Annotated in this window: 20 protein-coding genes; 9 read left to right on the top strand and 11 right to left on the bottom strand. The window is 60.3% G+C overall.

The genetic code is table 11. The annotated features are described in order from the left end of the window. Positions 1–133: 133 nt before the first annotated feature. Positions 134–2,014: an AsmA-like C-terminal region-containing protein gene (locus FHX16_RS03810; protein WP_183860149.1), complete on the top strand. Its 1,881-nt coding sequence runs from the start codon at positions 134–136 to the stop codon at positions 2,012–2,014. Here the strand turns inward: FHX16_RS03810 and FHX16_RS03805 are convergent, their stop codons facing one another. The 5 genes from FHX16_RS03805 to FHX16_RS03785 all read right to left on the bottom strand — a co-directional run bounded on the left by FHX16_RS03805 (position 2,015) and on the right by FHX16_RS03785 (position 7,629). After that, the gene (locus tag FHX16_RS03805) at positions 2,015–2,833 is read right to left on the bottom strand and encodes an ABC transporter permease (protein ID WP_016552816.1); all 819 of its coding nucleotides are present in this window, start codon (positions 2,831–2,833) and stop codon (positions 2,015–2,017) included. It abuts the gene before it with no gap. A 2-nt stretch (positions 2,834–2,835) separates the two neighbouring features. Continuing rightward, positions 2,836–3,747 carry an ABC transporter permease subunit gene (locus FHX16_RS03800; protein ID WP_114711504.1) on the bottom strand — a complete coding sequence of 304 codons (912 nt, stop codon included), beginning with the start codon at positions 3,745–3,747 and terminating at the stop codon, positions 2,836–2,838. 3 nt (positions 3,748–3,750) lie between these two features. Beyond that, positions 3,751–4,893 (bottom strand): ABC transporter ATP-binding protein, encoded by a 1,143-nt coding sequence (locus tag FHX16_RS03795; protein WP_183860153.1) that lies wholly within the window; start codon positions 4,891–4,893, stop codon positions 3,751–3,753. A 93-nt stretch (positions 4,894–4,986) separates the two neighbouring features. Continuing rightward, positions 4,987–6,087 carry a polyamine ABC transporter substrate-binding protein gene (locus tag FHX16_RS03790; protein ID WP_183860155.1) on the bottom strand — a complete coding sequence of 367 codons (1,101 nt, stop codon included), beginning with the start codon at positions 6,085–6,087 and terminating at the stop codon, positions 4,987–4,989. A 129-nt stretch (positions 6,088–6,216) separates the two neighbouring features. Next, positions 6,217–7,629 carry a short-chain fatty acyl-CoA regulator family protein gene (locus tag FHX16_RS03785; protein ID WP_183860157.1) on the bottom strand — a complete coding sequence of 471 codons (1,413 nt, stop codon included), beginning with the start codon at positions 7,627–7,629 and terminating at the stop codon, positions 6,217–6,219. A 191-nt stretch (positions 7,630–7,820) separates the two neighbouring features. Here FHX16_RS03785 and aceA point away from each other — a divergent pair, with 191 nt between their 5' ends. Continuing rightward, complete coding sequence (aceA, locus tag FHX16_RS03780; RefSeq protein WP_183860159.1) at positions 7,821–9,110, top strand: isocitrate lyase; 1,290 nt, start codon at positions 7,821–7,823, stop codon at positions 9,108–9,110. 22 nt (positions 9,111–9,132) lie between these two features. Next, entirely contained in the window at positions 9,133–9,369 is a 237-nt protein-coding gene (locus FHX16_RS03775; RefSeq protein ID WP_016552811.1) for a hypothetical protein, read from the top strand. A 19-nt stretch (positions 9,370–9,388) separates the two neighbouring features. Here the strand turns inward: FHX16_RS03775 and FHX16_RS03770 are convergent, their stop codons facing one another. Next, the gene (locus FHX16_RS03770; RefSeq protein ID WP_183860162.1) at positions 9,389–10,258 is read right to left on the bottom strand and encodes a LysR family transcriptional regulator; all 870 of its coding nucleotides are present in this window, start codon (positions 10,256–10,258) and stop codon (positions 9,389–9,391) included. An 88-nt stretch (positions 10,259–10,346) separates the two neighbouring features. Between FHX16_RS03770 and FHX16_RS03765 the strand changes: the two genes are divergently transcribed. Continuing rightward, a complete protein-coding gene (locus FHX16_RS03765) occupies positions 10,347–10,580 on the top strand; it encodes a hypothetical protein (RefSeq protein ID WP_183860163.1) in 234 nt (77 codons plus the stop codon). Here FHX16_RS03765 and FHX16_RS03760 read toward each other — a convergent pair. From FHX16_RS03760 to FHX16_RS03745, 4 genes are all read right to left on the bottom strand, one after another. Beyond that, on the bottom strand, positions 10,553–12,394 hold the full coding sequence (locus FHX16_RS03760; protein WP_183860165.1) for a methyl-accepting chemotaxis protein: 1,842 nt from the start codon (positions 12,392–12,394) through the stop codon (positions 10,553–10,555). The two genes, FHX16_RS03765 and FHX16_RS03760, sit on opposite strands and share 28 nt — an antisense overlap. A 166-nt stretch (positions 12,395–12,560) precedes the next feature. Then, positions 12,561–15,089: a HAMP domain-containing methyl-accepting chemotaxis protein gene (locus FHX16_RS03755; protein WP_259126532.1), complete on the bottom strand. Its 2,529-nt coding sequence runs from the start codon at positions 15,087–15,089 to the stop codon at positions 12,561–12,563. Positions 15,090–15,387: 298 nt separating this feature from the next. Next, positions 15,388–15,531, bottom strand: coding sequence for a hypothetical protein (locus tag FHX16_RS03750; RefSeq protein ID WP_183860169.1), 144 nt, complete (start codon positions 15,529–15,531; stop codon positions 15,388–15,390). 149 nt (positions 15,532–15,680) lie between these two features. Then, positions 15,681–16,862 carry an NAD(P)/FAD-dependent oxidoreductase gene (locus FHX16_RS03745; RefSeq protein ID WP_183860171.1) on the bottom strand — a complete coding sequence of 394 codons (1,182 nt, stop codon included), beginning with the start codon at positions 16,860–16,862 and terminating at the stop codon, positions 15,681–15,683. 125 nt (positions 16,863–16,987) lie between these two features. Here FHX16_RS03745 and FHX16_RS03740 point away from each other — a divergent pair, with 125 nt between their 5' ends. From FHX16_RS03740 to edd, 5 genes are all read left to right on the top strand, one after another. Further along, positions 16,988–18,424, top strand: a complete 1,437-nt coding sequence (locus FHX16_RS03740) for a glutamine synthetase family protein (protein WP_037139264.1) — start codon at positions 16,988–16,990, stop codon at positions 18,422–18,424. A 13-nt stretch (positions 18,425–18,437) separates the two neighbouring features. Next, positions 18,438–19,736, top strand: a complete 1,299-nt coding sequence (locus tag FHX16_RS03735; RefSeq protein ID WP_183860173.1) for an FAD-binding oxidoreductase — start codon at positions 18,438–18,440, stop codon at positions 19,734–19,736. Between the two features lie 133 nt (positions 19,737–19,869). Next, on the top strand, positions 19,870–21,345 hold the full coding sequence (gene zwf, locus FHX16_RS03730) for a glucose-6-phosphate dehydrogenase (RefSeq protein ID WP_183860174.1): 1,476 nt from the start codon (positions 19,870–19,872) through the stop codon (positions 21,343–21,345). 11 nt (positions 21,346–21,356) lie between these two features. Then, entirely contained in the window at positions 21,357–22,055 is a 699-nt protein-coding gene (gene pgl / locus FHX16_RS03725; protein ID WP_183860176.1) for a 6-phosphogluconolactonase, read from the top strand. 60 nt (positions 22,056–22,115) lie between these two features. Continuing rightward, positions 22,116–23,936 (top strand): phosphogluconate dehydratase, encoded by a 1,821-nt coding sequence (gene edd / locus FHX16_RS03720; RefSeq protein WP_114711477.1) that lies wholly within the window; start codon positions 22,116–22,118, stop codon positions 23,934–23,936. 72 nt (positions 23,937–24,008) lie between these two features. Here edd and FHX16_RS03715 read toward each other — a convergent pair whose 3' ends face one another. Continuing rightward, on the bottom strand, positions 24,009–24,362 hold the full coding sequence (locus tag FHX16_RS03715; RefSeq protein WP_040673934.1) for a hypothetical protein: 354 nt from the start codon (positions 24,360–24,362) through the stop codon (positions 24,009–24,011). Positions 24,363–24,405 lie beyond the last annotated feature (43 nt).

Below are 24,405 nucleotides of genomic sequence, written 5' to 3'. Positions count from 1 at the left end.
ATACAATGCAATATCAGCTTATAAAGGCAGTGACGAGCACGGCCAGCGGCATGTATTTGCAAGCAAACGGCATTTGATATATCCGGCATTTCAGAGCATTAAGGGCAATTACCCAAAGAGACTGGCGGATTATATGGGGACGTCACGACAGCCGCGGTGGTGGAACAAAATCAGGCCAGTGACCGGCTGGTTGCCAAGCTTTGCGAGGCTGGTAACAGTCACGCTGCTCGTTGTCTTGTCTATCTTCGTCGCGCTTCGGGTGGCCGCCCCCTATCTGATTTCCACCGGCCTTGTTCGATCCGGCATTGAGGATGCGCTTTCGAAATGGGCAGGCTATCGTGCAGAGATCGCCGGCAAGCCGGTCATCGAATTCTGGCCGACGCCTCGGATTATCCTCAGCAAGATCTCCGTTCGCCAGAAAGACGACGGCGCCAAGCTGCTTGGAACGGTCGAAAGCCTTTCCGCCGAATTCAGCCTGATTGACGCGATCAGAGGGCGTGCAAGCTTCCACGAGTTCCATCTTCTGCGCCCCAACCTGCTGCTGACGCGTGAAAGCAGCGGCGTGATCGACTGGACCAATGAGGGGCTTCTGGCAAAGGCGATCGCCAATGCGCGCGAAGAAGGCGGAAGAGAAGTCCTCGACAAAAAACTGGATGCCGCCATCGGGGCGATTACCGTTGAGGACGGGACAGTGAATGTCGCCGACGTCGCCAGCGGCAGGACGTTCCGTTTCGACGGCGTGACGGCCGATGTCAGCTGGCGCAAACTGTCGAGCCCAATCACCGCCGTGCTGATCGCACGGACGAGCGGACAGGATTTGAAGCTCGATTTTTCCTCCCGCAGCCCGTTGCTCATCTTCGGCGGCAAGAGCGCGGAGATGACGGCGTCGCTGACTTCCGGCCTGCTTACAGCGCGGTTCCAAGGGGTGGCAAATATCTCGCATCTCTTCGACCTCTCCGGCAACATGGCGCTCAGCATCCCCGACATGCCGGCACTGCTGACATGGGTCGACCGATCGCTGCCGGGTATCGCGACCCTTCGGACCTTCTCGCTCGAGACGGATGTCGCGTCGGTGCCGAACGGCTTCCGCTTCGACAATGTCAACATGAGCATGAATGGATCGAATGCGCGCGGTGCGATGGATGTGGCCTTTCCACCGGGCAAGCGCGCCAAGCTTGGTGGCACGCTCGCTTTCGACCAAATGAACTTCCGGTCGCTGTTCGATGCGTTTATCCTGCGCCTGGCCGCCGGTGAGGCGGATGGACCGCCCGATGGCGGACTTCTGCAAAAGCTGGACCTCGACCTGCGGCTTTCCGCCAAGCAGGCGCTGGTGGAGCCTTTCACGCTATCGGACGTCGGGGCCAGCATCATCGTTTCCAGCAACGAGGCGAAGTTCGACATCGGCGACAGCCAATTCGAGGGCGGCGAACTATCTGCTCACTTGGAGGCGATGCGTGGAGATTTCGACGGCGGTGGCAGATTGCAACTGTCGATCCGGGGTGCCGACTTTGCCGGCCTGATCGAGCGGCTTCAGCTCCAAGGACCGCTGCCGCTTGCAACGGGTTCTCTGGACATGTCGGTGAAGACATCGATGCCGCTCTGGAAGGCTGGGGCCAGCGACGTGACGGGAAGGATCGCCTTCCGCGCGCGGTCGGGCTCACTTCCAGGATTTGATGCGGAAGCGGTGCGCGAAGAGGCAGCACGAGCCGACTTCTTTCCCTTGAATTCAGTATCCCATCGCGCCTTCGCTTTCGACAATTTCGACATCACCGCGGACCTCGCGGACGGCGCAGCGACAATCCACGGGGCACGGATCGAGGGACCGCAGCAGACGCTGATCCTTTCGGGCGTCATTCCTTATCGGTCGAGTGGATTGGCCTTGTCGGGAACGATCGAGGCGACCGACCCAACGGTATCACCGAGCTTGCCGCCTCTGCCATTCTTCGTTGGCGGTGCGTGGCCGGAGCCGGTTATCTCGCCTGCCCCGGTCACGCAGCAGGGGTCGACCAAATAGTCACGGCGCGTTTGCCGCCGCACGCTCGTCCCGCTCGCGCTGCAGTTCGCGGCGCTTCGTGATCGTCGATGCACAGATGACGCCAATCGCCACGATGCCGATCAGAATAGTGCAGACCGCATTGATCTCGGGCGTTACCCCGAGGCGGACCTGGCTGTAGATCTTCATCGGCAGCGTCGTCGCTCCGGGGCCGGAGGTGAAGCTCGCGATGACAAGGTCATCCAGCGACAATGTGAAGGCGAGAATCCAGCCGGAAAGCACTGCAGGCGCAATAATCGGCAGCGTGATTTCGAAGAACGTCCGCACGGGCGGCGAGCCGAGATCCTGGGCTGCCTCCTCGATCGATCGGTCGAAGCTCAGCAGCCGCGATTGCACGACAACGGCAACGAAGCACATGGTCAGCGTCGTGTGCGCCAGCGTGATCGTCCAGAAGCCGCGGTCCAGGCCGATTGCGACGAAGAGCAGCAGAAGCGACAGGCCGGTGATCACCTCGGGCATGACCAGCGGCGCGTACACCATGCCGGAAAACAGCATGCGCCCGCGAAAGCGCGTGTAACGCACCAGAGCGATCGCGGCGAGCGTTCCGAGGATCGTTGCCGCGGTGGCCGAGAGTATCCCGACGCGGATCGTCACCCAGGCCGCATCGAGCAAAGCCTGATTATGAAGGAGCGAGACGTACCATTTGGCCGAAAAGCCACCCCAGACGGTCACGAGTTTCGACTCGTTGAAGGAAAACACGACCAGAAGAACGATCGGCAGGTAGAGAAACGCGAAGCCGAGCGCGACGGAAGCGACGTTGAAACGGGTCCATCTCAGCATGTCTATCTCCCCTGCTCATCGGCCTTGGCCTGCGCGTTCTGGAAGAACACGATCGGGATCACCAGGATCAGCAGCAGGATGGTCGCGACCGCCGAGGACACTGGCCAGTCGCGGTTGGAATTGAATTCGTTCCACAACGTCTTGCCGATCATCAGCGTCTGCGATCCGCCAAGGAGATCGGGGATAACGAACTCGCCGACAGCGGGGATAAACACCAGCATGCAGCCGGCGACGACGCCGGGCAGCGACAGCGGGAAAGTCACTCGCCAAAACGCGCTGATCGGCGTGCAGCCAAGATCCTGCGCAGCTTCGATCAAGGTGCCATCCATCTTTTCCAGCGAGGAGTAGAGCGGCAGGACCATGAACGGCAGGTAGGAATAGACGATGCCGATATAGACCGCGACGTTGGTGTTCAGGATGATCAGAGGGGTGTCGATGACGTGCAGCGATAGCAGAAGCTGATTGAACAATCCTTCCGGCTTCAGGATCGCGATCCAGGCGTAGACCCGGATAAGGAAGCTCGTCCAGAACGGCAGGATGACCAGCATCAGCAGCGTCGGACGAATGCTGCGCGGCGCCTGTGCCATGCCGTAGGCGATCGGATAGGCGATCAGCAGCGTCAGGAACGTCGAGATGCCGGCGATCACCAGGCTCGATATGTAAGCGTTCACATAGAGCGGATCATCGATGAGGTAGCTATAGTTGTCGAAGGAAAAGGTGCCGACTTTTTCCCAGAAACCGGCCAAGCCATCACCGAGCGAAAAAACCGGCTCGTAGGGGGGCATGGCGATTGCCGTCGTCGACAGCGATATGCGGAAGACGATGAAGAACGGCGCCAGGAAGAACAGCAGCAGCCAGACATAGGGAACGATGATGACCAGGCGATTGTAGAAAGCGGAACCGAGCTTGCCCATGGTTCAATCCTTGAGAAGGACGCCGGCATCCTCGGCGAAGGTGATCCAGACTTCCTGATCGTAAGTAAACGGATCGTCGACGGCCCGTTGGGCATTGAGAAGCGAGGCCTTGACCACTTTGCCGCTCGTCAGCTTCACGTGGAAAACCGTCATGTCGCCGAGATAGCCGATGTCCCACAGTTCCCCGGAGGCCGCGTTCACCTTTGGATTGGCAGGCGGCTTGCGTGAAACCTTGAGCTTTTCCGGACGGATCGCGAAGCCGACAGACGAGCCCATGGTCGGCTTTTCGGGGGTGACGACGCTGATCGAGAAATCTTGGTCGACGGCAATCTCGACGGTGCTGTCATTCGCGCTCGCGACCTTGCCATCGAAGATGTTCACGTCACCGATGAAGTCAGCAACAAAGCGGGAGTTCGGCGCCTCGTAGATCTCGGCCGGCGTCGCCACCTGGACGACCTTGCCGTGGCTCATCACCGCAATTCGATCGGCCATGGTCATCGCCTCTTCCTGGTCGTGGGTGACCACGACAAAGGTCAGGCCGAGGTTCTGCTGCAGATCCATGAGCTCGAACTGCGTTTCCTCACGCAGCTTCTTGTCCAGCGCGCCAAGCGGCTCGTCGAGCAGTAGCACCTTCGGCCGCTTGGCGAGCGAACGCGCCAGAGCAACGCGCTGGCGCTGGCCACCAGACAGCTGGTTCGGCTTGCGCGCGGCGAACTTTTCGAGCTTCACCATCTTCAGCATCTGCAGAACGCGCTCGGCAATCTCCTCCTTCGGCATGCCATCCTGGCGCAGGCCGAAGGCGATATTCTTTTCCACGGTCATATGCGGAAAGAGCGCGTAGGACTGAAACATCATGTTGACCGGCCGCTTGTAGGGCGGCGTGCCGGCAAGGTTTGTGCCGTCGAGGACGATTTCGCCCGAAGTCGGCTGCTCGAAGCCTGCAAGCATGCGCAGCAGCGTCGATTTTCCGCAGCCGGAAGCCCCGAGCAAAGCAAAGAATTCGCGGTGATAGATATTCAAAGACAGGTCGTCGACGGCCGTGAAGTCGCCAAATCGCTTCGTGACGTTGTTGAACGATATAAACGGCTTCGATGCCGGGTCTGTCCACGGTGAAAAGGAACGGCGGATATTGCCAAGTGACTTCATATTGTGCCCCGAAAAGTCATTCTAAGAGCCGGCTTCCCCGAGGCCGGCACGGAAAGAAAAGGCCCGGGCGTTACCGGCCGGGCCTAATCTTCGTTATTGGCCGGTGACGACTTTCGTCCAGATCCGGGTCGCGGTGCGCTGCGTTTTCGGATCCCATGGTGTGACGCTGTAGAGCTTCTTCATTACGTCCTCGCTCGGATAGACCGACGGGTCGTCAAGGACTTCCTTGTCGATGAATTGCTGCGACGCCTTGTTGCCGTTGGCGTAGAACACATAGTTGCTGGCCTTGGCGATGACCTCAGGCTTCATCATGTAGTTGAGGAATTCGTGCGCCTCGGCGACGTGCTTGGCATCCGCCGGGATCGCCATCATGTCGAACCACATCTGCGCGCCCTGTGACGGAATGGAATAACCGACTTCGACGCCATTCTTGGCTTCGGTCGCGCGGTTGGCGGCCTGGAAGATGTCGCCGGAGTAACCGAACGCGATGCAGATATCGCCGTTAGCCAAGGCGTTGATATATTCCGAGGAATGGAACTTGCGGACGAAGGGCCTTACCTTTTCCAGCAGTTCGCCGGCCTTCTGCAGATCGGCCGGCTTGCTCGAATTGGGGTCAAGGCCGATATAGGTCAAGGCCGACGGCATGACGTCCTTTGGTGCATCCAACATATAGATGCCGCAATCCTTGAATTTTGCCGCAACCGCCGGATCGAAGATTGCTTCAAGGCCCGGCGCCTTTGCGTCGGGTCCGAGGATCTCGGCGACCTTCTTCTTGTTGTAACCGATGCCGTTGGTGCCCCACATGTAGTCCACGGCGTATTCGTTGCCGGGGTCGTACATCGCGGTGCGCTGCTGGATCATATCCCACATATTGGAGAGGTTCGGCAGCTTGGATTTGTCGAGCTTCTGGAAGACGCCCGCCTGGATCTGGCGTTGAAGGAAGTCACCGCTCGGCACGACCACGTCGTAACCGGTGCCGCCAGCGAGCAGCTTTGTTTCAACCGTCTCGTTGGAATCGAAGGTGTCGTAGACGACCTTGATGCCGGTTTCCTTGGTAAAGTCTTCTAGGATGGAGCTGTCGATGTAGTCCGACCAGTTGTAGATGTTGACCACACGCTCCTGCGCAAAGGACGGCGCAGCGGCGAACGCGAGTATAACGGCGCCCGCTGCAAGTCTTGCGATTACTGACCTCATGCTATCTCCTGTTTTCTTCTTGCTTTGCGGTGCCGTTTGCGGACGCCGCCCCTCTGGTTTTGCAGGCAGACTAGAAAGGTTTTCGAGAGCCCACAAGCGCAAAAACCAGTAGTCTCAATCATTTCACAGTCATTGAAAGTCGAAGCTGCTGAGGCCTGTAACCATCTCATCGAGGCCTAGCGGTCGTGTGACGGGTGGTTCAGCGCGCGAGAGGCAACCGCGCCGCTCGCACAAGCGGCAGGCGGGTCCGATCAGGACCGGCTGCTGCGCAGTTACAACCTGACCATAGACCGACGCTTCACCGGTCGCCGCCTCGCAGCAGAGTAGTAATGCCGTGCGCCTCACCCGCTCGCCGAACGCAACGTTCGGCCCCTCGAGCGTCCGGGCGACGGTGAGGTAGCGACCGCCATCCGGCAGTTCGACCGTTTCGGCAAGAATCTGGCCGGGCTGAAGGAAGGCCGCATGAATGTTCAGCTTGGGACAGCCGCCGCCAAAACGCGAATGCGGGAAGCCCTGCGCTCCCGCACGCCGCAGCCGGTGGCCGGCCGCATCGATCTCCATCATGAAGAATGGAATGCCGGAGGCACCCGGACGCTGCAGCGTGACCAGCCGGGCCGCCGTCTGCGCATAGGAAACGCCGAAGCGCGAGCGAAGGATGTCGACATCGTATCGGCTGGCTTGTGCTGCAGAGAGGAATGGCGCATAGGGCATGGCGAGCGCCAACGCGCCGTAACGAGAGAGTTCGAAGCGCGCTATCCGCTTCGCCTCCGGCGTCAACAGCGCCAGACCGTCGAGCTCCGCCAGGATCGCATCGCGCAAGGCGAGCGTCGCAACCTCGATGGCGACCTCGTGCGCCTGATCGGCCGGCGACAGTCGCTCGGAGACGAAGAGACGCATCGAGTGCCGGTCGAAGCGGCGCCGCAGGTCGGGCATGACATGAACTGGAAGGACACGCACACTGATCCCGCGCTCCGCCCCGAGCCACTCCTTGAAAGCCGCCGGCAAATCACGCACCTCGGCAAAGCGGGCCAGGAAGGCCTCTGCCGCTGCCTCCAACTCAGGGAAATAGGCGGAGCGCCGCTCTAGAACATCGCGGACTTCGTCGGCTGGAAGCCGCGCGCCCGCCAGCGGCATTTGTCCCGGTCCCGCTGTCAGGGACGTCAGGTCCGACAAGCGGCTCGCCTGTTCGCTGTAGGCGCGGTACAGCTTGATGATGCCACTGGCCGCGTTGGGCGCTGCTTCCGCGACCTCGACGAGCTCCTGATCGCCGGGTAGTTCGCCCGCCAGCAGCGGATCCGCAAAAATCTCCCTCAGTTGATCGAGACTGCCGCCACTGCCTTCCCTCAGCTCCTCCAGATCGACCTTGTAGACCGAAGACAGCTTCAGGAGCAGTTGCACGGTCAGTGGCCGCTGGTTGCGCTCGATAAGGTTGAGATAGGACGGAGAGATCCCGAGCGCCTCGGCCATCGCGGACTGGGTCAAGCCGAGACCGTTTCTAATGCGCCGAACCTTTGGTCCCGCAAAGATCTTGCGCTCCGCCATGTGACAATCCTTTACAAAACTTCGACGCGCGACATTTACAATATTTTACAAATTCACAAAGCGAACCTGTCAAAGCTTTGCATCCTAACTCGTTTTCGCCCGCTATACCATAGATAACTCTGGCTTTTCTCAGGGATTTGTAAATTCTGTCAATCATCCAGACCGACCACATAATCTACAAGGAGCATGAGATGACAGAATTTGACAAGCTGCACCGGGATCTTCCGGCAGGACGTTTCAACGGGGTCGAGCGTCCCTACTCGATCGATGACGTCAAGCGGCTGCGCGGCTCCGTCGAACTACGCCATACCCTCGCCGAAATGGGCGCCAAGCGGCTGTGGCAACTTCTGCATCAGGATGATTTCGTCAACGCCCTCGGCGCGCTCTCCGGTAATCAGGCGATGCAGATGGTTCGTGCCGGATTGAAGGCAATCTACCTTTCCGGCTGGCAGGTCGCCGCAGACAGCAATACCGCTTCTGCCATGTACCCGGACCAGTCGCTTTATCCGGCGAACGCCGGGCCAGAGCTTGCCAAGCGGATCAACCGGACCCTGCAGCGCGCCGACCAGATCGAAACATCAGAGCGGAACGGCCTTTCCGTCGAGACCTGGTTTGCGCCGATCGTCGCCGACGCGGAGGCAGGCTTCGGCGGTCCGCTGAATGCCTTCGAGATCATGAAGGCCTATATCGAAGCCGGTGCCGCCGGCGTCCATTTCGAGGATCAGTTGGCGTCCGAGAAGAAATGCGGCCACCTTGGCGGCAAGGTCCTGATCCCGACCGCAGCTCATATCCGCAACCTTGACGCGGCTCGCCTCGCAGCCGATGTCATGGGCGTCCCGACGCTCGTCATCGCCCGCACGGACGCCGAGGCCGCCAAGCTGCTGACCTCAGACATCGATGAACGCGACCAACCCTTTGTCGATTATGATGCCGGTCGCACGGTCGAAGGCTTCTATCAGGTTCGCAATGGGCTCGAGCCATGCATCGCACGCGCGGTCGCCTATGCACCGCACTGCGATCTCATCTGGTGCGAGACCTCGAAGCCGGATCTCGAGCAGGCGCGCCGCTTCGCCGAAGGGGTCCACAAGGTGCATCCGGGCAAGCTGCTCGCCTACAACTGCTCGCCGTCGTTCAACTGGAAGAAAAACCTCGATGACGCGACGATCGCCAAGTTCCAGCGCGAACTCGGCGCGATGGGTTACAAGTTCCAGTTCATCACGCTTGCCGGCTTCCACCAGTTGAACTTCGGGATGTACGAGCTCGCCCGCGGCTACAAGGACCGGCAGATGGCCGCCTACTCCGAACTGCAAGAGGCAGAGTTCGCGGCGGAGATTAACGGCTACACCGCGACCAAGCATCAGCGCGAAGTCGGCACCGGTTACTTCGATGCCGTTTCGATGGCCATCACCGGCGGACGTTCGTCGACCACTGCAATGAAAGAATCCACCGAACACGCACAATTCAAACCAGCAGCAGAATGAACGCACCAAGGAGGAGAATGCCATGCCCACGCTTGCACGCGTCAAGGAACGTGCTGAAGAACAGTCCACCTGCATGACCCCGGATCAGCAGACGATGATCCGCATGCTCGCCAACGACCTGCACCGACTGAACCAATCGGTCATGAAGGCAGTCGATGCCGGCGTTTCCGTCGAGATCGTTCGCTCGGCGAGACACCATGGTGGCGACGGGAACTGGGGCGACCTTCTGATCCCCGTCATCGTCGCGGGACGCAGCTGAACGGCACCGGTCGGCGCCCTCAGCTTCGACTGGGGCGCTTGCCCGCGAAGAGATCGACATAGCTCTTCAGCAATTTCGTCATGCGATCGGCAACGGTCCGGATTTCCGGTCGGTGCCGATCCTCGTTGTTCATGACGATCCATTGCCGGTGGCGCAGTTCGGGCAACTCGCCACCAAGACGCTGCAGTGCGGGATCGAGGTCACCGACGAAGCACGGCAAGACGGCCCTACCCGCACCGGCTCTGACCAACTCCGGAAGGGAGCGCGGACGGTTGACTGTCGCAACGATCGAACCGGCTGCATTGCGATGCGGCCAGCGGAGATAGTTCGAGATCGCTTCCTCTTCGGCGACCGCCACCCACCGTTCTTCGGCGCCGTCAGCATTGCGCCTCGTGTAAACTGCATAGGCCACCTCGCCGAGCAGGCGTGCTGCGAGGTTGCTTTCTTCCGGCTCGAAAGCGCGGATGCCGATATCGCTTTCCCTGTAATTGAGGTTGGCGCGCGCTTCGCCGATGGTCAGCGAGACGGCAAAGGCATCGCCGGGCTTGCGGATCGCTGCGAAGTTGTCCGTCAGGAGCCAGGCCACCCAGGTGCCTGCAGCCACCCTTACCGTGGCGCCGACGCTGCCCGCCTGCCGCCAGGCGTCGACCTTGCGGGCCGCAGCCTCCATGTCCTGCAGATGTTCCAGCAGGACCTGGCCGTCCACAGTGAGGCCGTATCCCGTCTGGCTGCGGATGAAGAGAGCCTTGCCGATCTCATGTTCAAGATCGAGCATGCGGCGACCGATCGTGGCCGGACTGAGCCCACTCGACGTGCTGGCGCCCGTCAGCCCGCCGAAGCGCGCGACCTGCACGAATAATTGAAAGGAATCCCATTGAGTGTTTTTCATGAGTGAAAAACATAGTGAGAGAATTCCCGTTTATAAAGCAAATTCCGGGGAATAACTAAGGTGATGCCCAAGATTGAAGGACATCGCCATGATTACTCTCATCGCCATCGCACAGATTGCGGATCTGCTGAACGACAGTCGTGACAAGTATTCGGCAAAAGCCGAAAGCGAATTCTACGAGAGCGTCGGCAACTCCAGTATGGTCCGCTTCGCGGCCTTCCTCATGTCCCCCCGGCTAAACCGCGGGACGCTTCGCCCCCGAGGAAAGGACTCCTGCCGATCCGGACAGATCGGTCACGCCGCCTGCCTTGCGCGGTCATAATCCTGGGCGGCTTCGAACCGGAACTGCTGTACCAACGTCATCAAAGCATCAGCTTCGTTGGCAAGTTTCCTGCTCGCCTCCGTGGTTTCCTCGACCATCGCAGCGTTCTGCTGCGTCATCTGGTCCATCGCATTGACGGCCCCATTGACCTCCTGCAGAGCGGCTGATTGATCCTGGCTTGCCGTCGCGATCGTTTCAACGTGGCTGCTGATCGCAACGATCTCCTGGCTGATCGTTGCAAGCACGGCACCGGTCTTCTGCACGAGGCCCGAGCCTGCCATAACCTCACGCGTCGACTTCTCGATCAGCCCCTTGATTTCGCGCGCCGCGTCGGCGGAGCGCTGTGCAAGCTCGCGCACCTCCTGCGCGACCACGGCAAAGCCCTTGCCCGCCTCGCCGGCCCGAGCCGCCTCGATACCGGCGTTCAGCGCCAAAAGGTTGGTCTGGAACGCAATATCATCGATGACTTCGATAATTTGTTCGATCTGCTTCGATGCCTCTTCGATGCGGTTCATCGCCGCGACCGCGTCGCTGACGACTGCGCCCGAACTATCGGCATTCTTCTTGGTCGCGGACACGGCCTCGTTCGCTTCGCGTGCACGCACCGCGGACGATTTGACGGTCACGGTGATTTGCTCAACTGCAGCTGCGGTCTCCTCCAGGTTAGCGGCCTGTGCTTCCGTGCGCTTCGAAAGCTCGTCGGCAGAGGCCAGCATGGCACCGGAGTTGTTCTGGATCGAAGCGGTGTTGTCGCGAATGCGTGCCAACGTTTCCTGCAGCCGAACGAGGGAGGCATTAAAGTCGACACGGAGCTGCTCGAGGCGACCGACAAATGGTGTCTGGATCGTCTGCGAAACGTCGCCCCCCGCCAGGCGCCCCAGGCCTACAGCCAGCTGGTTGACGGCGAAGTCGATCTGGCCGTCGAGCGCGCGCTTCTCGGCGTCGTTGCGGGCACGCTCATCGTCGCTGAGTTGCCGCTGTTCCGCGGCTTGCACCTCCAGCGTCTGACGGGCGCGCGCATTGTCGCGGAACAGCGCGAGTGCGCGTCCGATCGCACCGAATTCGTTTTGCTTCTCCACGCAAGGGATCGGCCCGTTGAGATTACCGTCGGAAATCGTGTGAATGGTTGCGGTCAGCGCCTCCAGCGGCCTGATGGACGCGCGGATCGCGAAGTAGGCCACCACGCCGACCAGCAGCAAAACTGCGACGCCGACACCGGCCACCAGCATCAGCAGCTGCTGCAGGCTGCTGTAGTAGACCTCCATCGGGATGCCGATGAACAGGATCCCGACGTTCGAACCAGCCGTGTTCTTCACCGGGAAATAGCCCGTCATGAATTTGCGACCGAAAAGGTCAGCGGGACCGTAGTAGGCCTCACCCTTGGCCAACACCGCTTGCGCCGGATGATCCGTGGCAAGCTTCGTGCCGACAGCGCGGTCGCCGTTCTCTTTCTTGACGTTGGTGGAGACGCGGACGTAGTCGCCGCCCTGGCGCTCAAAGACGGTGGCAACGCCGGCGATCGATTGTGCCGTGCGATCGACCAGCACGTGATCGCCGAGTGAAGGAAGCTTCTCTTCTGTCACACTCGCAAGCTCATTGTTGCTGACGTCCACCCTCACTCCGGCATCGCTCGCGCCGTAGAGAACCGCCATCGTCCGGCTCGCGTCCTTTGCGTCGGAAACGGCGCTCGCCATCACGTAGGCGCTCAGATTGTAGTAGGTGACGCAGACGATCGCCGCGGTGCTGAAGGCGAGTAGAACAAGTGTGATGGCAACGATCTGACGTACGATGGAAGCCGAGAACAGGCGCAGCATAGATATCCCCTGAGACATGAGCCTCATGGGTTAGCGCTAAAAATTTAAGGAAAGTCTTCAAAAAATTGACAATTGTCAAAAATTTGAAAAAGGCACGCAACCGATCGAGAAACAGAAAGGGCCCCGGAATACCGGGGCCCTCAAAGCGCTTGTGCCTGCGGTCGCTTTATGCGGCGCGATAGACCGCCGGCTGCGCGTCGCCATCAATCTTGAACTGCTGGATGAGCCGCAGCAGCGAATCCGCCTCGACGGCAAGCTCGCGACTTGCCGCAGTGGTCTCTTCCACCATCGCGGCGTTCTGCTGCGTCATCTGATCCATCTGGTTGACGGTCGCATTGACTTCCTGCAGGGCGTTCGACTGATCGTGGCTTGCACGCGCGATCGTCTCGACATGCTGACTGATCGTGACGATCTGGGCGCTGATCTTTGCGAGCACCGTGCCGGTCTCCTGCACGAACTGCGAACCGGAACTGACCTCTGTCGTCGACTTGTTGATGAGCCCCTTGATCTCCTGCGCTGCGGCAGCGGAGCGCTGCGCCAACTCACGCACTTCCATCGCGACGACGGCGAAGCCCTTGCCGGCTTCACCGGCACGCGCAGCTTCGATTCCGGCGTTGAGAGCCAGCAGGTTGGTCTGGAAGGCGATCTCGTCGATGACGCCGATGATCTGTTCGATCTGGCGGGACGCCCCTTCGATCCGGCCCATCGCGTCGATGGCGTTGCTGACGACGACTGCCGAGTCGTCGGCGCTGCGCTTGGCCTGGCGGACGATTTGGTCCGCATCCTTGGCTCGCTCCGCGGAAGACCGGACCGTCACCGTGATCTGTTCAACCGCAGCAGCGGTCTCTTCCAGCGAGGCAGCCTGCTGCTCGGTGCGCTTGGAGAGATCTTCCGCCGACTGGGCCATCTGGTTGCCATTGCGCTGGATCATCTCGACGTTATCGCGGATCTGGCTCATCGTCGCCTGCAGGCGCATCATCGAACCGTTGAAATCCTGGCGAAGCTGTTCAAGGCGGCCGATGAACGGCGTCTCGATCGTGGTCGAAATGTCGCCCTGCGACATCCGTTCGAGGCCGGACGCGAGCGCGTTGACGGCAAACTCGATCTGGCGGTCCATCTCCCGCTTCTCGGCATCGTTGCACTGGCGCTCATGCTCGGCTGCGGCGCGCTCTTCCTCACTCTGCTCCTCGATACGGATTTTGGAGATCGCGTTCTCCTTGAAGATACCGAGCGCGCGAGCCATGTCGCCGATTTCGTCGTGCCGCAGATGGCCCGAGATGTTGGTATCGAGAACGCCGTCGGCAATGCGACGCATCGCTGCGGTGATCTGGCCGATCGGGCGCTGCAGCGTCAGAACAAGCGCGATGCCGCCGATGATCGAGACGAGAATGCCGAGGCCGGTCGTCAGCACCGAGATGCCGTTTGCCTGCGTGCGTTCGGCACCGGCGCTCTGCTTTTGCAGCTCGGCGAAGGTTGTCAGCTGGCCCCAGACAGCATCGAGTTGCTGGCGAGCGGAAGCGTAGTCGGCAACGCGCTGGTTGATCGTGTCGACCAGGCTCTGGGCATCCTTGTCCATGGAGGCAAGGGCTGGCGACATCGCAGCGACGATGTCTTCCGCGAAGTTCATGCCTTTCGCACTGGCAAGCAGGGTGTTGAGGTTGGTGCCGAGCGTCGCGATCTCCTGGTGCAGGCGAACGCGGTTTTCCTTGCCCGGCTTCGCGGCGAATTCGCCCAGAACGAGTTGCAGCGAGTAGATCGCGCTCTCCAGACGGCGCGTGTCTTCGAGAACCGAGTTCGTCTGCGCAATGCGGCTGTCCAGCTCGACGAAGGTCGTCGTCGCTTCACGCATCATCTGCGTTGCCGTCAGCTGAGTATAGGTCGACATCTGACGAAAGCGGGACACGAGCCGACCGAGATTGGCAATCGCCTCATCGGTGCCGGCGTCGGCGGCAGTCGCCTGCGCCTTGACGTCGCTAATCGTCTGCGAAAGCGACTGCGTCATGCTCTTCTGGTTCTGCGGCACGGAAATCTCGATCAGGCGCTGAGCCTTGGCGATCGCAGGAATGGCATCGGTTACGACCTTGAGCTTGTCAGCTGGCAGTTGGGCCTTGTTGAAGTCGCCCATAACGGTCGCCAGCGTATCGCCGCCCTTCAGCAGACGATCCGCCGCGCGCAGCGTCGCCGTGGCGTTGCCCTCGTCCTTGCGGATGTTTTCCTCAAGCTGCTGGGCATCGTAGTTGACGTTGAAGCGGCTGGTAATCATTACCTTCTGCGCGTCGTCGATCGACTTGCGCAGGGCAAGTTCCTGCTCATGCAGGGTCCAGAGCTTGCCGACAGTATCGGAAATCCCCGAGGTGCCATCTGTCGCGGCCCGCAGGTTGTCGCGGCCACCATTATCGCCGATCTGCTTCAGCGTCGCGTTCAGCGTGCCTTGCTGTGTCTTGATGTCCCCGTAAAGCTTGTCACGGGCTTCCTGGCTGGTGATTTGCAGGAAATCGTCCATGGAGCCGTAAAGATCCTTGAACCCGCTCAGCGACTGCAGCACGCTATTGGAGATTTCCATGCGTCCTTGCAGCATGCCCGAAGCATAAAGCCCCGTCAGGCCGACTGCCGAAATGCTGACAACGAACGGCAACACAAAAATCAGGACCTTGGTTTTGATCCTGAAGCGGGAAAGAATCTTATCAATCAACATGGCGGTTCCGGCCTTCCATACACCACTCCTCCCGCCAGCCGCCTGATGGGCGCCGACCGAGTGCATTGAGCTGCTTAAATTGGAACAATTGGAGTCCCGGCCGGGACCGGGCGGCAGTCATTGCCAACTCGCTTCACGCGCATGCGTAAGCGCCCAAATTATTGAGCGAATGTTGCAGAGGATGTCTTAATTTTCGGATAAGCGAAAACTATGGAAAAGCGCATTCAAATCGATTTATCCGCGCGATAGCCAGCGGGACAAACTACTTCATGCAGCCGCCAAAAGAACTCGGGGGATGTCAGAGCCAACGTGCGAGGAGAAGAGCGGCCACAGCGGCCAACGCGCTGGCAGAGATGACGAGATAACGCAAGGCAACGAGCTTTTTGTCCGGCTTAGCCTGGGCGATTGCAATGGCGCGTGCGCGTCGAGCGTTCTTGTTCATTTGCAGAACCTCACTTCATCTCTGGCATAACAATCCAACAAAACGTCTTGCTGGTAAAGCTTTATTTAGGAAGCGCTTTTCCAACTGTTCATGAGGCAGGATGGCGCACCCAGTTTAAGAACTCTTGAATCGGCCAGATAGTTTCACGTCTACAAAGATTCGCCGGCAATAAAGCCAGACGCCCAGGCCCATTGAAAATTATAGCCGCCGAGCCAGCCGGTTACATCGACGCATTCGCCGATAAAATAGAGGCCCGGAACCTCCTTCGCCGCCATGGTCCGGGAGTCGAGTGCCGCGGTATCGATGCCGCCAAGCGTCACTTCGGCGGTTCTGTACCCTTCCGAACCCGATGGCTTGATCTTCCAGCTCTGCACGGCCTCGGCGAGGCGCAGCAGCGTCTTGTCGGAAAGGTCCGCCATGTGGCCGACAATACCCTCCCGGTCAGTCAGGTGTTGCGCGAGTCGCTTGGGGAGTATCTCGGCCAGCGCCGTCTGAGCGGACTGCCGACCGTTTGCCCTCTTCGCCGCCTTCAAATGCTCAAGGAGATCAATGTCGGGCTCGATGTCGACGGTGATATCGTCGCCCTCGCGCCAATAGGATGAAATCTGCAGGATCGCGGGGCCGCTCAGGCCGCGGTGCGTGAACAACAGCGCTTCGCGAAAGGCGGTCTTGCCGTGGCGTATTTCGGCGGGTGCGGATATCCCCGATAGTTCGGAAAGATTTTCGAGCGTGGCCTGATCCATGGTCAGTGGTACGAGGCCAGGCCGCGTCTCCACCAGAGGAAGGCCGAACTGCTCGGCGATACGATAGGCGAGGCCGGTCGCACCCATCTTCGGGATCGACTTGCCGCCGGTCGCAATGACCAGCGAGCGGCATTCGTATGTACTCTCCGACGTCGCGATACGAAAGCCCTCGTCGCTTTTCTCGACATCAACGATCTCGGTACGCAGATGCAGAGCTGCGCCTGCGGCCTGCATCTCGTCGAGAAGCATCCGGATAACATCCTTGGCGGTGTCATCGCAGAATAGCTGCCCAAGCGTCTTCTCATGCCAGGCGATCCGGTGGCGATCGACCATGGCGATGAAATCCGATGGCGTGAAACGCGCCAGCGCCGACTTGCAGAAATGCGGATTGGCGGAGAGGAAGCTCTTCGGGCTGGTATGAATGTTGGTAAAGTTGCAGCGCCCGCCACCCGAAATGCGGATCTTCTCGCCCGGCGACTTCGCATGATCGAGAACGATGACCGAGCGGCCGCGCTGAGCGGCGCGAATGGCGCACATCATGCCGGCGGCGCCCGCGCCGAGGACGATCACATCGCATTTTCGCTGCAAAACCACTTCCCTTGTCGAAAGGCGTCTTCTTTTTCCATCATTGGGCGAAAGTCAACGTGCCACCCTCTCGCCAATTGCCAAACTCCGGTTATGATGCCGCCACGATCAACGCAAACCGGTGTGTCATGTCCCCAAAAAAGACGACGCTGAAGCCTGCCAGAAACGTACCCGCCTCGAAAAAAACTCCCCCGGACCCCGGACATCAGCGCGGCGTGGCAAACTGGAAGGAAGCGGCGCAGTTCTTGCGGGCACGCGGCATCGAGGACATCGAATGCATCACGCCGGACCTCGCCGGCGTGCCGCGTGGCAAGATGATGCCGAGTTCGAAGTTCACCTCGAACACCTCGCTTGCGCTGCCTTCGGCGATCTATCGCCACACCATCTCCGGCGAATATCCTGACGAAACGGAAAGCTTCCGCTACGAGCCACGGGACAGCGACCTGAAGCTGGTGCCCGATCTTTCGACGCTTTCCGTCGTCCCTTGGGAAACCGACCCGACGGCGCAGGTGATCTGCGATATTGTTAGCGTGGATGGGGAAGAGGTTCCCTATACACCGCGAAACGTCCTGAAGCGCGTGCTGAAGCTCTATGGCGACCGCGGCTGGAAACCGATCGTGGCGCCAGAGATCGAATTCTATCTCGTTGCCAAGAACGACGACCCTGATTATCCGCTGCATCCGCCGAAGGGCCGCTCCGGCCGCTCGATCCTCGGCGGTCAGGGCTATTCGATCGCCGGCATCAACGAGTTCGACGAACTGATCGACGACATCTATCACTTCTCGGAAAAGCAGGGCCTCGAGATCGACACGCTGATCCACGAGGAAGGTCCGGCGCAGCTCGAAATCAACCTGCGCCACGGCAATCCGATCGAGCTTGCCGACCAGGTGTTTCTGTTCAAGCGCACCATCCGCGAAGCGGCGATGAAGCATGGCATCTATGCCACCTTCATGGCCAAGCCGATGCAGGGGCAGCCGGGTTCGGCGATGCACATCCACCAATCGGTGGTCAACAGCGAGACGGGCAAGAACATCTTCTCGAACCCCGATGGTTCTGCCTCTCGCGAATTCTTCCATTTCATCGGCGGCCTGCAGAAATACGTGCCGAGTTCAATGGTGATGCTGGCGCCCTATGTGAACTCCTATCGGCGACTGACACCCGACATGTCGGCGCCCGTCAACAACGCCTGGGGCTACGACAACCGCACGACGGCGTTCCGCGTGCCGGTGTCCGACCCGCAGGCACGGCGCGTGGAAAACCGGCTGCCGAGTTCGGATGCCAATCCATACCTCGCGCTTGCGGCCTCGCTCGCCTCCGGCCTGCTCGGTATCATGAAGGGCATCGAACCGACAGCGCCGACAGAGGATACCGCAAACGAGGGCTCGATCGACCTGCCGCGCGGCCTGCTGGAAGCGGTCGCGCTAATGGAAGACGAGGAGGCCTTCGAGGAAGTGTTCGGCAAAGAGTTCCTCGGCATCTATGCTGGCGTGAAGCGTGGAGAGTTCGAAACCTTCATGCAGGTGATCAGCCCCTGGGAGCGCGAATTCCTTCTGCTGAACGTGTAGGGAGGGCTCAGTCATGACATCGCAGGAGAGATGGCAGAGCCCCATTGCGCCCGGCATTTCGTGGTATCAGGCCACCTCGGGCGAGCGGCCGACCTATCCCGAAATGGACGGCTCGAAGACGTGCGACGTCGCCATCGTCGGCGGCGGCTACACCGGCCTTCAAGCCGCCTACAATCTCGCCACGTCAGGCGTCTCGGTGGTTCTCATCGAGGCGTGCCGGGTTGGCGACGGCGCCTCGGGCCGCAATGGTGGCCAGCTTGGTACCGGACAGCGCTGGTGGCCGGAAGAACTTGAGGAAAAGATCGGCTACGAACGCTCGCGCGCATTGTTCGATCTGGCCGAGGCAGCCAAGCACCATCTCATGGATTTCGCGACCGACCATCAGATCGACATGGAGTACATGCCGGGTCAGATGAACGTCGCGCACAAGGAGAGCTACAAGGCGGACTACTACGAAAATGCTGAAATCGCGGCGATGCGCTACAATTATCCGCACATGCGCTTCATGGACAAAGCCGAAACCCAAGAGCGTCTCGGCTCAACGCGCTACTATTGCGGCGTTCGCGACACCGGCACTGGCCACATTCAGCCGCTCAAACTGCTGATCGGGCTCGCCCGCGTTGCAGCCAATGCCGGTGCACAGATTTACGAGATGACCAAGGCCTCGGCGATCCTTCATGGCAGCAACAAGGTGATAATCGAGACGTCGCGGGGCACGATTACTGCCGACAGGGCGCTGATCGCTTGCAATGGCTACATCGGCAATCTCGAGCCGGTGACGGCTAGCCATGTGATGCCCATCCGCTCCTTTATCGGGGCTACCGTGCCGCTCGATGGGCACCCGCAAGTGCTGTCAGGCGGAGAGTCCGTGGCCGACTCACGCTTCGTCGTGCGCTACTTCCGCAAATCCAAGGACGGCCGGCTGCTCTTTGGCGGTCGGGAGGCCTATACGGCCGACAATCCGCGCGACATAACGCAGCACATCCGCCGACAAATCGCCGAGATTTACCCGGCGCTTCGGGATATCGAGATTTCGCACGCCTGGGGAGGCTCGGTCGGCATCACCATGCCACGGCAACCGTTCGTGCGTGAGGTGATGCCTGGTGTGACGTCCATTGGCGGCTATTCCGGGCATGGCGTGATGCTGTCCAATTACTGTGGAAAGCTCTATGCTGACACGGTGCTCGGGCGATCGGCGGATTTGGAGCTTTTCAAATCGCTGGATATTCCGGCATTTCCGGGAGGCGCGGCCATGCGTGCGCCGCTGCTTTTCCTGGCGCTTTCCTGGTTTGCCTTGCGCGACAAGTTTTAGTCAGATTGCGGATTTCATCGCGCGGCAATTCGATCTAAAACCTCTTTCCGAGAGATTCATTGCATCGCACACTGGCTTTTTTAAATCGATTAGATTAAAGAGCCAATAACCCGTCTGATTGAGAGACATCCTCATGAGCAGCCAAACCATCCCCGTTGAACCCTTTGATTATGTCGTTTTCGGCGGCAGTGGCGACCTTGCAGAACGCAAGTTGCTGCCGGCCCTTTATCACCGGCAAGTCGAGGGTCAGTTCTCCGAGCCGACCCGCATCATCGGTGCGTCGCGTAGCCCGCTGACGAACGAGGAATATCGAAAGTTTGCCCAGGATGCCCTGAACGAACACCTCAAGAAGGGCGAATACAACGAAGCCGAAGTCACGAAGTTCCTGCAGCGCCTGTACTACGTACCAGTCGATGCGCGCTCGGATGCCGGCTGGGATCACCTCAAGAAGCTTCTGGACGAAGGCAAGGATCGCGTACGCGCCTTCTACCTCGCCGTCGCACCGGGCATTTTCGGCGACATTTCGCAGAAGATCCACGATCATAAGCTGATCACTAAGTCGACGCGCATCGTGGTCGAGAAGCCGATCGGTCGCGATCTCGCTTCCGCCCTGCAGCTGAACGACACCATCGGCAAGGTCTTCAAGGAAGAGCAGATCTTCCGCATCGACCACTACCTTGGCAAGGAAACGGTGCAGAACCTGATGGCGCTGCGCTTTGCCAACGCCCTCTACGAGCCGCTGTGGAACGCCAACCATATCGACCACGTGCAGATCACGGTCGCGGAGTCGGTCGGTCTCGAAGGCCGCGCCGGATATTACGACACCGCTGGGGCGCTGCGCGACATGGTGCAGAACCACATCATGCAGCTCGTCTGCCTGGTCGCGATGGAAGTCCCCTCCTCGATGGACTCCGAGGCCGTCCGCGACGAGAAGCTGAAAGTGCTGCGTGCATTGAAGCCGATCAACGCATCGAACGTCGAGACCAACACCGTACGTGGCCAATATCGTGCCGGCGCTTCCGGCAGCGGTCCGGTCAAGGGATACCTTGAAGAGCTCGAAGGCGGCGTTTCGAACACCGAGACCTTCGTGGCGATCAAGGCGGAGATCGGCAATTGGCGCTGGGCTGGCGTTCCCTTCTATATCAGAACCGGCAAGCGCCTTGCGGGTCGCATGTCGGAAATCGTCATCACTTTCAAGCCGATCCCGCACTCGGTCTTCGACCAGTCCGCCGGTCGTATCAACCAGAACCAGCTCATCATCCGCCTGCAGCCAGATGAAGGCGTCAAGCAGTCGCTGATGATCAAAGACCCCGGCCCGGGAGGCATGCGTCTGCGCAACGTGTCGCTCGATATGAGCTTCGCCGACGCCTTCCAGGTCCGTAACCCTGACGCTTACGAGCGCCTGCTGATGGACGTCATCCGCTCCAACCAGACGCTGTTCATGCGCCGCGACGAAGTCGAGGCCGCGTGGCAGTGGGTCGACCCGATCCTGAAGGGCTGGGAATCCACCGGCCAGAAAGTTCAGGGTTACACCGCCGGCACCTGGGGCCCCAGCCAGTCGATTGCGCTCATCGAGCGTGATGGCCGCACCTGGCACGACAACCTGTAGGATCAGAGACGATGGCAGCGACGATGCATGCTTTTGCCAATGGCGCGGAACTGGCTCGCAACCTAGCAGACAAAGTCGCTGCGTCGCTTTCCGCGGCAATCGACGAACGGGGAGCGGCAACCTTTGCCGTTTCCGGCGGCTCGACGCCGAAGCGCTTCTTCCAGGAGCTTTCGGCGCGCGATCTCAACTGGGCGAAGGTGACCATCACGCTCGTGGATGAACGCTTTGTTCCGGCCGACAACCCACGCTCGAACCATCTGCTGGTGGCCGAAAACCTTCTCCAGAACAAGGCCAAGGAAGCGAATTTCCTGCCGCTCTACCAGGCGGCAGCTTCGGTCGAGGACGCCGCAAAGCTCGCGACGAAGGCGACCGAAACAATCGGCAATCCCTTCGATGTTGCAATCCTCGGGATGGGTGGTGATGGCCACACCGCTTCGTTCTTCCCTGATGGCAGCAACCTCAATGCCGCTCTCGACCCGAAGACGCCGCGTGGTATCATCACCATGGAGGCTGAGGGCGCGGGTGAACCGCGGCTGACCTTCACCTTCTCCAGCCTCCAGGATGCAAAGCTGCTCGTGCTTCATATCGAAGGCGAGAGCAAAAAGGACGTCCTGGCGAAGGCGGAAGGCGCCGGCGACGAGGCAGAGATGCCGATCCGCGCCATTCTGCGGCGGGCAGCGAGCCCCGTCGAAATCTACTGGGCTCCATAAGCCTTCGGGCAGATAGCCGCGAACGAAAAACTGAAGAGCAAACAAGGCAGGATAACTCCCATGTCCGCTAATGCACGCATTTCTGCGATCACCGCCCGCATTGTCGAACGATCGAAGCCGACGCGCGGACTTTATCTGGAGCGCCTGCGCAATGCCGCCTCGAAGAGTGTGAGCCGCTCCGTTCTCGGATGCGCCAACCTCGCGCATGGCTTTGCGGTCTGTTCCCCCGCCGAGAAAGACGCTCTTGCGGGGGACCGCGTGCCCAATCTCGGCATCATCACCTCCTACAATGACATGCTCTCGGCGCATCAGCCGTTCGAGACCTATCCCGCGATTATCCGCGAGGCGGCAGCCGAGGCCGGCGGCATTGCACAGGTCGCAGGCGCTGTTCCCGCCATGTGCGACGGCGTCACCCAAGGTCAGCCGGGGATGGAGCTCTCGTTGTTTTCCCGCGACCTGATCGCCATGGCGGCCGGCGTTGGCCTCTCCCACAACATGTTCGATGCCGCTCTCTTCCTCGGCGTCTGCGACAAGATCGTGCCGGGTCTCGTCATCGCCGCCCTATCCTTCGGCCATCTGCCTGCGATCTTCGTTCCTGCCGGCCCGATGACGTCGGGGCTGCCGAACGACGAAAAGTCGCGCGTGCGCCAGCTCTATGCCGAAGGCAAGGTTGGCCGTGCCGAGTTGCTAGAGGCTGAATCGAAGTCGTATCACGGTCCGGGCACCTGCACCTTCTACGGTACGGCGAACTCGAACCAGATGCTGATGGAAATCATGGGCTTCCATATGCCTGGCTCCTCCTTCATCAATCCAGGCACGCCGCTGCGCGAGGCCTTCACGCGCGAAGCGGCCAAACGGGCGCTGGCGATCACCGCGCAGGGCAACGAATTCACGCCGGCCGGCGAGATGATCGACGAGCGCTCGGTCGTCAACGGTGTCGTCGGCCTGCATGCCACCGGCGGCTCGACGAACCACACGCTGCACCTCGTCGCCATGGCGCGGGCAGCCGGTATCCAGCTCACCTGGCAGGATATTGCCGAGCTCTCCGAGATCGTGCCGCTGTTGGCACGCGTCTATCCGAACGGCCTTGCCGACGTGAACCACTTCCACGCCGCCGGCGGCATGGGCTTCCTCATCAAGGAATTGCTCAAGCACGGCATGGTACATGATGACGTACGCACCGTCTTCGGACATGGCCTGCAGGCCTACACGATCGACCCCCGCCTCGGCGACGACGGCGCGATCGTGCGCGAACCCGCACCGGAAAAGAGTGTCGACCCGAAGGTGCTCGCCAATATCGAAACGCCCTTCCAGGCTAATGGCGGCCTGAAGATGCTTCGCGGCAATATCGGCAAGGCAGTCATCAAGATCTCGGCGGTCAAGCCGGACCGGCATGTCATCGAAGCACCGGCCGTTGTCTTCCATAGCCAGCAGGAGCTTCAGGACGCTTTCAAGGAAGGCAAGCTCAACAAGGACTTCATCGCCGTCGTGCGCTTCCAGGGACCGAAGGCGAACGGCATGCCGGAACTGCACAAGCTGACGCCGCCGCTCGGCGTGCTGCAGGATCGCGGCTTCCGCGTCGCGCTGCTGACAGATGGCCGCATGTCCGGCGCCTCCGGCAAAGTGCCGGCGGCGATCCACGTCACGCCCGAGGCTGTCGATGGCGGCCCGATCGCTCGCATCAAGGACGGCGATATCATCCGTCTCGACGCGATCGCCGGCACTTTGGAAGTTCTTGTCGACGCAGCTGATATGGCCGAGCGTGAGTCGGTGGTCGCCGATCTGTCGGAGAACGAATTCGGCATGGGCCGCGACCTGTTTGCGCCATTCCGCCGGGCGGTTGGCCCGTCGGATCGTGGTGCGAGTGTGCTCTTCCACTAGTCGGTAGCCAGCCATCAAACAACAAAGCCCGCGAGGAAGCTCGCGGGCTTTGTCTTTTGATGGTTTGAAAACTCAGGCGCGAATATCGAGAACGCGATCGCGGTGCGCCGGATGTGTGCTGTAGACGAAGATCTTGTTCAGTTCCTTGTCGTTCAGCATGCGCAGGAATCGGACTTCGATCGTGTTGTTCGCATTCACCCTCATCAGCATGCAGCCGACTTTGGTGATGCGCGCATCCGGAATATCGAGATAGAACTGCTTCGGAAGGGCGTATTGGGTGAGGAGCGCGAGAACCGCCGTGCTCTTGGAAATGCGAATGATGTCGCACCGCCGGGACGCCATGTGCATGACGCCTTTTTCCGTATATTCGATGCGCGCGGCGTTCCTCGTATCCTCCATTCTGAACCGCACTTCGCGGTCGTACATGAAGGATTCCTCTTTGTTCAGAAAGTGCTGCCCAAAGGGCATC

It is taken from the genome of Rhizobium sp. BK661, assembly GCF_024808825.1.
In the GTDB taxonomy this organism is placed as follows: domain Bacteria; phylum Pseudomonadota; class Alphaproteobacteria; order Rhizobiales; family Rhizobiaceae; genus Rhizobium.
Note: the sequence above shows the minus strand (reverse complement) of the source record. Positions and strands in the feature narration are given on the sequence as shown.